This window comes from Ligilactobacillus acidipiscis DSM 15836, assembly GCF_001435755.1.
Taxonomy (GTDB): Bacteria; Bacillota; Bacilli; order Lactobacillales; family Lactobacillaceae; genus Ligilactobacillus; species Ligilactobacillus acidipiscis.
In genome coordinates, this window is the sequence record NZ_AZFI01000054.1 from 1 (window position 1) to 11248 (window position 11248).

9 protein-coding genes are annotated in these 11248 nt (G+C 39.1%); 8 read left to right on the plus strand and 1 reads right to left on the minus strand.

Annotated elements, in window-relative coordinates; genetic code table 11:
- Window positions 1-215: 215 nt before the first annotated feature.
- Complete coding sequence (locus FC65_RS05305) at window positions 216-2048, plus strand: APC family permease (protein WP_056971825.1); 1833 nt, start codon at window positions 216-218, stop codon at window positions 2046-2048.
- Window positions 2049-2106: 58 nt separating this feature from the next.
- Here FC65_RS05305 and FC65_RS05310 read toward each other — a convergent pair whose 3' ends face one another.
- A complete protein-coding gene (locus FC65_RS05310) occupies window positions 2107-2763 on the minus strand; it encodes a YigZ family protein (RefSeq protein ID WP_010497925.1) in 657 nt (218 codons plus the stop codon).
- Between the two features lie 58 nt (window positions 2764-2821).
- Between FC65_RS05310 and FC65_RS05315 the strand changes: the two genes are divergently transcribed.
- The 7 genes from FC65_RS05315 (at window position 2822) to ftsX (ending at window position 11218) form a co-directional block, all read left to right on the plus strand.
- Window positions 2822-4156 carry an ATP-dependent helicase ComFA gene (locus tag FC65_RS05315; RefSeq protein WP_056971826.1) on the plus strand — a complete coding sequence of 445 codons (1335 nt, stop codon included), beginning with the start codon at window positions 2822-2824 and terminating at the stop codon, window positions 4154-4156.
- A complete protein-coding gene (locus FC65_RS05320; protein WP_056971827.1) occupies window positions 4149-4841 on the plus strand; it encodes a ComF family protein in 693 nt (230 codons plus the stop codon). The genes FC65_RS05315 and FC65_RS05320 overlap by 8 nt, the downstream gene beginning before the upstream one ends.
- A gap of 266 nt (window positions 4842-5107) precedes the next feature.
- The gene (gene hpf, locus FC65_RS05325) at window positions 5108-5662 is read left to right on the plus strand and encodes a ribosome hibernation-promoting factor, HPF/YfiA family (RefSeq protein ID WP_056971828.1); all 555 of its coding nucleotides are present in this window, start codon (window positions 5108-5110) and stop codon (window positions 5660-5662) included.
- Between the two features lie 242 nt (window positions 5663-5904).
- A complete protein-coding gene (gene secA / locus FC65_RS05330; protein ID WP_056971829.1) occupies window positions 5905-8268 on the plus strand; it encodes a preprotein translocase subunit SecA in 2364 nt (787 codons plus the stop codon).
- 130 nt (window positions 8269-8398) lie between these two features.
- A protein-coding gene (prfB, locus tag FC65_RS05335; protein WP_191976421.1) for a peptide chain release factor 2 occupies window positions 8399-9518 on the plus strand; the annotation gives its coding sequence in 2 pieces (ribosomal slippage) (window positions 8399-8470 and window positions 8472-9518; 1119 coding nt in all).
- 130 nt (window positions 9519-9648) lie between these two features.
- On the plus strand, window positions 9649-10332 hold the full coding sequence (gene ftsE / locus FC65_RS05340) for a cell division ATP-binding protein FtsE (protein ID WP_056971830.1): 684 nt from the start codon (window positions 9649-9651) through the stop codon (window positions 10330-10332).
- Window positions 10325-11218 carry a permease-like cell division protein FtsX gene (ftsX, locus tag FC65_RS05345; RefSeq protein ID WP_056971831.1) on the plus strand — a complete coding sequence of 298 codons (894 nt, stop codon included), beginning with the start codon at window positions 10325-10327 and terminating at the stop codon, window positions 11216-11218. Before ftsE ends, ftsX begins: the two co-directional genes overlap by 8 nt.
- Window positions 11219-11248 lie beyond the last annotated feature (30 nt).

The following is an 11248-nucleotide window of genomic DNA, read 5'->3' on the forward strand; positions in this document are numbered from 1 at the left end:
CTTAAGGGAAAAGTATGAATAATTCAGGTTGAGCAAATTTTTTTAAAAAATTTGCTTGCAAGTTATATGGAGAATGGAGTAATATTAAATTTGCTAAAATGACCATTTGAAAATAAAAGTTAGTGGATGATGGTGATATTCCGTAACGATTTGTTGTAGAATTAGGGCATTTAGATCAGTAATAAAATTTCTTAACGTTTAAAGGAGTAAAAATTATGTGGCGTTACTTAAAACGGCTGTTGATCGGTAAACCTTTAAAAACAGCCGATGAAGGTGTCCAATCATTGACCAAATTTAAAGCACTGGCTTTGCTTTCTTCTGATGCGTTGTCTTCAGTGGCATACGGGACTGAACAGATAACGACAACTTTAATTGTTCTATCTGCAGCTGCAGTTTGGTATTCAGTGCCTGCGGCTGCGATCGTTTTAATTTTATTATTCGCTATTACGATGTCTTATAGACAGATCATTCATGCATATCCATCAGGTGGTGGAGCATATGTGGTTGCAACGAAAAACTGGGGTTCAAGTGCCGGTCTAGTTGCTGGGGGCTCTTTGTTAGTCGATTATATGTTGACGGTTGCCGTTTCAGTGACCTCAGGAACAGAAGCAATAACTTCTGCGCTTCCTGTTTTACGACCGCATGCAATATTGATTTCAGTGTTGATCGTTCTTTTTATTATGACGCTGAATTTAAGAGGAATGCGTGAGTCTGCCTCTTTCCTCACTGTGCCGGTTTATTTGTTTGTGGTGATGATCGCTGTAATGATCATTTGGGGGGGTGTCAATATTGCTACAGGCAACATTGACTATCATGCTACTGCTAGTCTAGGTGCACCTGTCAAAGGAATGACGCTTGTTTTGTTCTTACGCGCGTTTTCAGCAGGTTCTTCCTTATTGACTGGTGTTGAAGCTATCAGTAATGCAGTTCCTAATTTTAACCGTCCAAAAAGAAAAAATGCTGCCAACACTTTGGCGATCATGACATTGATCTTAGCTGTCTTTTTTGCAAGTATTACTTTCTTAAGTTATTATTTGGGGATCTTGCCGAACAGCCACGAAACAGTTTTGTCACAAATCGCGGAGACTATTTTTGGGCATGGAGTGATGTATTATCTATTACAATTAGCAACCGCAATGATTTTAGCAGTTGCTGCTAATACTGGGTTTTCTGCTTTTCCGATTTTGGCTTATAACTTAGCGAAGGACAAATATATGCCGCGTATGTTCATGGATAAAGGTGACCGCTTAGGCTATTCCAATGGGATAGTTGCTTTAGCAGTTGGGGCGATCGTATTGATCTTTATCTTCCATGGTCAAACTAACTTATTGATACCATTATATGCTGTGGGTGTTTTTGTGCCGTTTACTTTATCGCAATCGGGAATGATTATCCATTGGTTCCGAGAACGTGGTAAAAATTGGATTTTAAACACTATTTTTAATTTTCTAGGAGCAATAATTTCATTGGCTTTAGTCATCTTTTTGTTCTGGCTGCATTTTTCAAATGTTTGGCCTTATCTGATCATCATGCCTGTTTTGCTGTTTACGTTCTACCGAATAAAAAAACATTATCAGCAGGTAGCAGAACAGCTCCGTGTTAATTCACAGGTTCAGCAGCTGCATGATTATAGCGGATCGACTGTGATCGTCTTAGTCAGTTCAGTGACTCACGTTACGACTGGTGCAATCAATTATGCTCGTTCTATTGGGGATAACGTGATCGCAATGCATGTTTCCTTTGATACAGATCCGAAGAAGGAACATAAGACAGCTAAGGAATTCAAACAAGCTTTTCCAGAGGTCAGGTTTGTCGATCTTCATTCTTCATATCGTTCTGTTGTTAGCCCAGTTATTCGTTTTTGTGATGTGATCGCGAAAAATTCTGGTGAACGCAATGATTCTGTGACGGTTCTGGTTCCGCAATTTGTACCGCGTAAACCATGGCAAAATTTCTTGCATAATCAAACCGCATTGAGATTGAGAAACTCATTGAACACTAGAGAGAATATTATTGTCGCTACCTACAATTACCATTTGAAAAAATAGAAAAAAACTATGCAACTAGCTGGCACGTTTAACGTGTTCACTAGCTGCATAGCTTTTTTTAGTAACGAGCATTTTTATTACCAAGGTCGTAAGGTAGTTCATGGTAAACTTGCGGTCCTTTATCAATAGTGGCTTGCGCGTTCAAAAAGTCATTGATCAGTGCAGCTTTTTCTTCATATTCTGGGGTGTTCAAAACAATTTTAAGCGCAACCTTATCTGTATATTGGGTGTCTATCGTAGCAATTTTTTGTTCTTCTAAGAAGTGTTCCAGCTTACCTTGCAATGGGTATGCGATGGTTACGAGCGCCTCGGTCTGTGGCTGTCGTTTGATCACACCAATGTGCTCAACTGCTTTTGATGTGGCATTACTATAGGCACGAATCAAGCCGCCTGCACCTAATTTGATGCCGCCAAAATATCTGGTCACTACCGCAGTTACGTTCCTTATTTCTAATTGTTCTAAGACATTTAAGATCGGAGCTCCAGCGGTGCCTGAGGGTTCACCATTGTCGTTTTGTTTCATCACTTCATTTTTCATACCTAAAACATAGGCATAACAATTGTGTGTGGCAGAAGAATGTTCCTTTTTGATTTGGGCAATAAATTCTTCAGCTTCTTCTTTGCTTTCAGTTCGTGCAATATTGCAAATAAATTGTGATTTTTTTATGTCAATTTCGTAATTTCCTGCCTGTTTGATAGTTAAATATGATTCCATTAAAGATTTCCTCCCTAAAAATAAAATATTTTGCGTATATACGTATGAGGTGAAATAGATGGAACTTAATGAATTATACGGTCGATTATTGTTAGATACGGAGGTCCCAGCTGACCTGAAAAAAGAGCTGATCAAGAATTCACGTCCTGCACTGATTCAACATGAAAACTATATCGAATGTCAACGGTGCTTGTCAAAAACCCTAAAGAATAAGGCGCGCTTGCCAAATGGTGCATATTATTGTCCGAAATGTATTTTACTTGGAAGAGTTGCTTCTAACAATAAATTATACCATCTTCCAGAAAAAAACTTATTTTCTAGTTTAGAGTGCAGCCCGTTAGTCTGGCAGGGAAAACTCTCATTGTTTCAACAACAATGTTCTGATCAGCTGAGAAAAGCAGTAGATCGAAGTGGTGAATATTTGATGTGGGCTGTGACTGGAGCAGGAAAAACTGAAATGCTATTCCCAACACTAGAAAAAGTTTTACTTCAAAGAAAGCGAGTCTGTTTAGCTTCTCCTAGAGTTGATGTGTGTAATGAGCTTTATCCGCGAATTTGTACGGCATTTACAGCAATAGATCCTGTACTTTTACATGGACATAGTAAAAAATCTTATCATTACAGTCAATTAACGATCTGTACAACACATCAACTTTTACGCTTTTTAGGTGCTTTTGATCTTTTAATAATTGATGAAGTTGATGCTTTTCCTTTTACAAATAATGAGATGTTAAAGCAGGCAGCGAGAAGAGCACTCAAGCCCAATGGAACTCTAATTTTTTTAACAGCGACTCCTACACAAGAACTGCTTGGGAAAATTGAGCGGCATCAGTTAGCGGCTAGTTATTTACCGTTGCGCTTTCATCGGCATTTACTGCCAGTTCCGCAGGTCTGGTTTTGTGGTAGGTGGCAGGATAAAATGTATTGTCAAAAATTACCGGTAAAATTGAAAAGTGAGTTGAATAGATGGATCGATGAAGGTTTTCCATTCTTGGTTTTTGTTTCGCGGTTAGAGTTACTGGCTCCGGTTTTAAGAGTACTTGAAGCTAACTTGCCTGCCAAAGCTAAGGGGGACTCGGTTTTTTCTGCTGACCCTAAACGTATTAACAAGGTGCAAGAAATGCGTGATCATAAACTAAATTATCTGGTGACTACGACCATTTTGGAAAGAGGGGTGACTTTTCCCTCGTTGAATGTCATGGTCTTAGGTGCTGATGAGAAGACTTTTTCGACAACAGCATTAGTGCAAATTGCTGGACGTGCGGGTCGCAGTCAGAAACGACCTAATGGTGATGTGATTTTTGTATGCACTGACCAGGTCAAAAATGTACGCAAAGCAGTTAAGCAGATCAGAGAATTAAACAAAAAGGGGAAGCGCTTGCTGAATGGATAAATGTTTGATTTGCGGCAGAGAAATAAAAGTGGCCTTGGATCTCAAGTGGCTTTTTTCTTTACAGCCGTTCAAAGAACCAGTAATTTGCCATAATTGCGAAAAAAACTTTAAAGCGATCAGCGACAAACAAACTTGTCCTGGTTGTGGAAGACTTCAAGATGATCAACTTCCCTGTAAAGATTGCCAAAGATGGTCAAAAATGGGTGAGGCCGCTCTGTTGGGCAATCGGGCATTATACGTTTATAATGAGGCAATGAAGTCATACATGCAGCGGTATAAATTTAATGGCGATTATCAGTGGCGGTTAATTTTTCAAGATAAATTCAGCCAATTTGTGACGAAAAGTTACTGCAAAAATGTGCTCTATGTTTTGATCCCGGTTGATCAGATAACTTATAAAACAAGGGGATTTAACCAAGTTTCCGGTTTATTGCAGAATGTTAAAGTTTCCAACCTGCTTGCATTTAAAACTACTAAAGCCCATATCAAACAATCTACTAAGACACGTCAAGCGCGGATGGAAACTGCTCAACCGTTTAAATATTGCGGCAAAAAAAGATTGACTGGGCAAAAAGTGATCTTGATAGACGATATTTATACTACTGGAAGAACACTTTATCATGCAAAACATGTCTTACAACAAAATGGGGCAAGTCAGGTCAGATCACTGACTTTGGCCCGTTGATCTGACGTTCAAGATATGCAGAAATTAAGAAAAATAAATAAAAAGTTGAATTAGTTGATTGGCGCTAAAATTTCACATATGCTGTAATAACATAATTGGAAATGGGGCAATGCAGAACATCTTATTTGTTTCTTTAGTAAAAAGAATAGAAAAATTTGTTTATTTAACCGCTTTCTATTATAATTGAATTGTAGATGAGATATTTAATTTATTAAATATCCACCCACCAGGACAATAAGTTCTGGTTGTGAAAGGAGAGGTTAACCATGTTAAAAGTCAACGTACGTGGTGAGAATATTGAGGTAACAGCTGCTTTGAGGGATTATGTCGAAAAGAAATTGGCAAAACTTGAAAAGTATTTTGAAGATACCTCCAATTCAACTGCTCATGTCAATTTGAAAGTTTATTCAGATAAAAACGCTAAGGTCGAAGTAACTATTCCGTTACCTTACCTGGTTTTACGGGCAGAAGAAACATCGCCTGACATGTACGCAAGTATTGATTTGGTGACCGATAAACTTGAGCGTCAAATCAGAAAACATAAGACTAAGATCAACCGGAAATCCCGTGAAAAAGGATATAAGGGATTGGAATTCGCATCTCCGGTTTCAGAGAAAGATGAATCAAAAGACGATGACGATATTCAAATCGTTCGGACTAAAAACATCGCTTTGAAACCAATGGATAGTGAAGAGGCTGTTTTGCAGATGGAAATGTTAGGACACAACTTCTTTATCTATGAAGATGCCGAATCTCAGGGAGTTAATATAGTGTACCGGCGTCGCGACGGACGGTATGGCTTGATCGAAGCTGGACAATAACAGATTTTTTTAAATCTCATTAAAGTAGGAGCAAAACGTTTGTTTTGCTCCTACTTTTGGGTTTAAACTAATTCGCAGTGACTAAAGAGAACTGTCTGCGAGTGTTAAGATTAGTTCAAGCTTTGGGTCAGCTTTTTGTTTTAATTTGTAATTAAGAATGCTAAAATATAAATTAGTGTACTATATCTTGCAGATAAAAAAGTTAAAAATTAAAGTATTTTGTTAAAGAAGGGAATTATTTCATGGCAAATGTCCTGAAAAAATGGGTTGAAAGCGATAAGCGAGAATTAAAGAGGCTTGATAAGATCGCCAATAAGGTCGAAGCATTTGCGTCTGATATGGATGCCATGTCTGACGAAGAGCTACAGGCTAAAACTCCTGAATTTAAAACTAGGATCCAAGAAGGCGCCACTTTAGATGATATTTTACCCGAAGCATTCGCCGTTGCTCGTGAAGGAGCACGACGTGTCTTAGGCCTATATCCGTTTCATGTGCAAATTATTGGGGGGATCGTTCTCCATGAAGGTAATATTGCGGAAATGAAAACTGGTGAAGGTAAAACTTTGACGGCAACTATGCCGGTTTACTTGAATGCTTTGGGCCAAGAAGGCGTTCACGTAGTTACTGTTAACGAATATTTGGCTTCCCGTGATGCAACTGAAATGGGTGAGTTGTACAAGTGGCTCGGTTTAACAGTCGGCTTAAATGTTAATGGGATCTCAGCAGAGGAAAAACGTGAAGCATATAACTCTGATATTACGTATTCTACCAATAGTGAATTGGGCTTTGATTACTTGCGGGATAACATGGTCGTTTATAAGGAGGACATGGTTCAACGTCCGTTGAATTTTGTTATCGTTGATGAGGTCGATTCGATCTTGATCGATGAGGCGCGGACTCCTCTGATCATTTCTGGTCAGTCCCAAGGGTCTACGAAGCTATATATCAGGACCGATCGTTTCGCTAAGACATTAACTAAGGATGAAGATTTTAAAGTTGATTTAGAGTCCAAAACTGTTTCGTTAACTGAACAGGGGATTCAAAAGGGTGAAAAATATTTTGGTTTGACTAACCTTTTTGATCCAGACAATACTGCATTGAACCATCATTTGGATAATGCTTTGCGTGCCAATTATATTATGATCAACGACAAGGACTACGTTGTCCGTGATGGTGAGGTTTTGATCGTTGATCAGTTTACTGGCCGGATCATGGATGGACGTCGTTATTCTGACGGCTTGCATCAGGCGATCGAAGCTAAAGAGAGAGTTAAGATCGAAGAAGAAACCAAGACTATGGCTAATATCACTTATCAGAACTTCTTTAGGATGTACAAGAAATTAGCCGGTATGACTGGTACAGCTAAAACGGAACAAGAAGAGTTTCGTGAAATCTATAATACGGAAGTTATTGGGATCCCAACAAATAAACCGGTTATTCGTGATGACCGTCCTGATTTATTGTATCCAACTTTAGTCAGCAAGTTTAATGCAGTCGTCGAAGATATTAAAACTCGTCATGAATCTGGACAACCGATCTTGGTCGGAACGGTGGCAGTTGAAACGTCTGAATATCTCTCGAACTTATTGGATAAAGCTGGTGTTCCACATGCAGTCTTAAATGCTAAAAACAATGCTAAAGAAGCTGACATTATTACAAATGCTGGCCAACGTGGAGCCGTAACTATCGCTACTAACATGGCCGGTCGTGGTACGGATATTAAATTAGGACCCGGTGTCACTGATGTTGGCGGTTTAGCTGTGATCGGGACAGAGCGACACGAGTCTCGGCGGATCGACAATCAGTTACGTGGCCGTTCAGGACGTCAAGGAGATCCTGGTGTAACGCAATTTTATCTTTCGCTTGAAGATGATTTGATGTTACGTTTCGGTTCAGATCGAATCAAAGATTTATTGCATCGTATGAAAGTTGAAGATGATGAAGCGATCATTCAATCGAAAATGATCTCTAAGCAGGTCGGATCTGCTCAAAAACGAGTTGAAGGTAATAACTATGATACTCGTAAACAGGTTTTACAATATGATGATGTGATGCGTGCACAACGTGAAGTTATCTATGCGCAGCGTCAGCAAGTGATCATGGAAGAAAATTCTTTGAAGTCAGTCATTATGCCGATGATCAAGCGGACCGTTGAGCATAATGTGCAGATCCATACTCAAGGTGAGAAAAAAGATTGGGATCTACAGGCCATCTTAGATTTTGCGATTGCTGTAATGGTCAATGAAGACAGCATTTCCGTGAATGATCTAGCCGGTAAGAAACCAGACGAGATCGTGGATTATTTGATGTCTAGAGCTGAAGCTAATTATCGGTTGAAAGAAAAACAACTATATGATCCTAGTCAGATCTTGGAATTCGAAAAAGTTGTTATCTTACGAGTGGTTGATTCTCGTTGGACTGACCACATTGATGAAATGGATCAGCTGCGGCAGTCGATTGGTTTGCGAGGCTATGGACAGTTGAATCCATTGGTCGAATACCAGTCAGATGGTTATCGCATGTTTGAAGAAATGGTCGGTAATATCGAGTATGATGTGACTCGTTTGTTCTTGAAAGCAGAGATCCGTCAAAATATTAAACGTTAATAAGTCTGAAACGGGCGAGGCTACTAATATTTGCAGGCCTGCGCCTGTTTTTTGCTGAATTGAATAGTTGCATATGTTAGAAATATTTTATGAAGTTAAAAGTGTAACTATTGCCTGGGAGGAAATCAAAATGGAAATGAGCGATTATAATCGTGAAATTGAGCATTTGAAACAACAATTGGCAGACTTTAGGGGGTCTCTTTGACCTCGAAGGCCTGAAAGAATCAATTGCAGAAAATGAATTAAAAATGGCTGAACCTTCATTTTGGGATAATAGTCAAAAAGCACAAACTGTGATTGATGAAAACAATACTTTAAAAACTAAGTATGATAATTTTAATTCGTTACAGGAAAATGTGGACGACCTTGAAGTGTTATTAGAACTTGCAGAAGCAGATCCAAGTGACAATGAGATCACCGAAGACCTGGCTAGTAAATATGCAGCGATCCAAAAGCAAATGGAGCAATATCAATTGACTTTGCTTTTGAATGGCCAGTACGACAAGAATAATGCGATTTTGGAGATTCATCCCGGTGCTGGCGGAACTGAATCGCAAGACTGGGGTTCAATGTTGTTACGGATGTATGACCGTTGGGCAGAACAACATGATTTTAAAGTCGAAACTGTAGACTATCAAGAAGGAGACGAAGCGGGGATCAAAAGCGTGACATTGTTGATTTCCGGTACAAACGCTTATGGTTATTTACGCAGTGAAAAAGGTGTCCACCGTTTAGTGCGGATCTCTCCCTTTGATTCTGCTGGACGTCGTCATACTTCATTTGCTTCAGTCAATGTGATGCCGGAATTGTCAGATGATGTTGAAATAGAATTACGCCCGGAAGATATTAAAATGGAGGTTTTCCGTTCTTCTGGTGCTGGTGGTCAGCATATCAACAAGACCTCTTCTGCAGTTCGTTTGATCCATATTCCAACAGGAATAGTAACTTCAAGCCAGGCACAGCGTTCACAGTTTCAAAATAAGGCTACTGCTGAAAAAATGATGAAGGCTAAATTGTATCAGATGGAAATGGAGAAAAAGGAGCAAGAAAAAGCTGATATTCAAGGAGAACAGATGGATATCGGCTGGGGTTCTCAGATCCGCTCGTATGTCTTCCATCCCTATTCAATGGTCAAAGACCATCGGACTAACTATGAAACAGGTAATATTTCTGCGGTAATGGATGGTGAGCTTGATGGTTTTATCAATGCCTACCTTCAATGGAAATTACAGCAGGATAATCCACAATAAACTCTATAACAGGTCAAGCTGGCCTGTTATTTTTTTCGCAATCTTTTTGTAACAATAATGTTCTGTTAATCGAATGTTAAGTAATGTTATACTAATTTAGTATGAAAAATATTTTGGAGGAGAAGTTCTCTTGATCGAATTTAAAAATGTAGTGAAAGACTATGGCAATGAAGTCCTGGGTGCTGATCATTTAACTGTGAAGATCAACCAGGGCGAGTTTGTCTATGTTGTAGGACCAAGTGGAGCAGGAAAATCCACTTTTATCAAGCTAATGTATCATGAAGTAGGTGCAACATCAGGTGAGATCCGTGTCAACAATTATAATGTGAGTTCTATCACAAATAAAGAGATTCCCTTTTTGCGTCGCGAACTAGGGATCGTGTTCCAAGACTTTAAATTGTTGCCTCGATTAACTATTTTTGAAAATGTTGCGTATGCCTTGCAAGTTATCGAAAAAAAACCAGAGGATGTTGAAAAACGTGTCAATGAGATCTTGGCAGAAGTGGGATTAACGGAAAAAGCCCAAAGTTTTCCTAATGAGATCTCTGGTGGTGAGCAGCAGCGTGTGGCGATCGCACGAGCAATCGCAAACAGACCTGGTATCTTAATTGCCGATGAACCAACTGGTAACTTAGATCCAGATACATCTGAAGAAATTATGAGAATCTTGGAAAAGATCAATTCCGATGGGACGACTGTCGTGATGGCGACACATAATAGTAATATGGTCAATGAACATAAGCATCGAGTTTTAGAAATCTCTGCTGGAAAGATTATTCGTGATCAAGAAGGGGGAGGTTACGAGGATGAGTAAGTTAACTTTTAAGCGTCATATTACTGAAAGTTTGCGCAATTTAAAAAGAAATGGTTGGATGACAACAGCTGCGATCGCTGCTGTTACTGTGACCTTGCTGCTAGTCGGAGTTTTACTTTCAGTATTACTTAATGTGAATAAAATTGCTAACGATGTTCAAAACGATGTTGAAGTCAGGGTCTTTATTGACCGCAAAACATCTAGTCAAGAACAACAAGATCTTAAAAAGAAGTTAGCTAAGATCGATGGTGTGGATAACATTAGTTATTCTAGCCGGAAAAAAGAATTAAACAACGTGGTTGGTGCTTATGGGAAAGAATTCCGCTTGTTTTCAGGGGATGACAATCCGTTGTATGACGTTTATATTGTAAAAACTAACGAACCAAAAGATACGATCAACGTCGCTAAAACTGCTGAAAAATATCAACATGTTTATCAAGCTCAATATGGTGGTGCATCGGCTAAAAAGCTATTTAATATAGTTTCAGGTATCAGGCGTTGGGGTGTCATCATCAGTATCTTACTGTTGTTTGTTGCAGTCTTCTTAATTTCTAACACTATCAGGCTGACTATCTTATCACGGCAAAATGAGATCTCGATCATGCGCCTTGTTGGAGCAACTAACAGCTATATCAGATGGCCGTTTATTTTAGAGGGAGCTTGGACAGGGCTTTTTGGCTCTATTATCCCGATTTTAATAGTTGATTTCAGTTACGGTTGGATGTATAAGGTGATTTCAGGATCATTGCGTAGTACAAATATGGCTTTGCTAACACCACATACTTTCTTGGTAGAGATCGATTTACTATTGGCTGTGATCGGTATTGGGATCGGTGCACTTGGTGCTGGATTATCAATGGGACGTTTTTTGAAGCTAAAAAATTAAGGCTCTTTGTCAAATCCTGTTGATGAATAG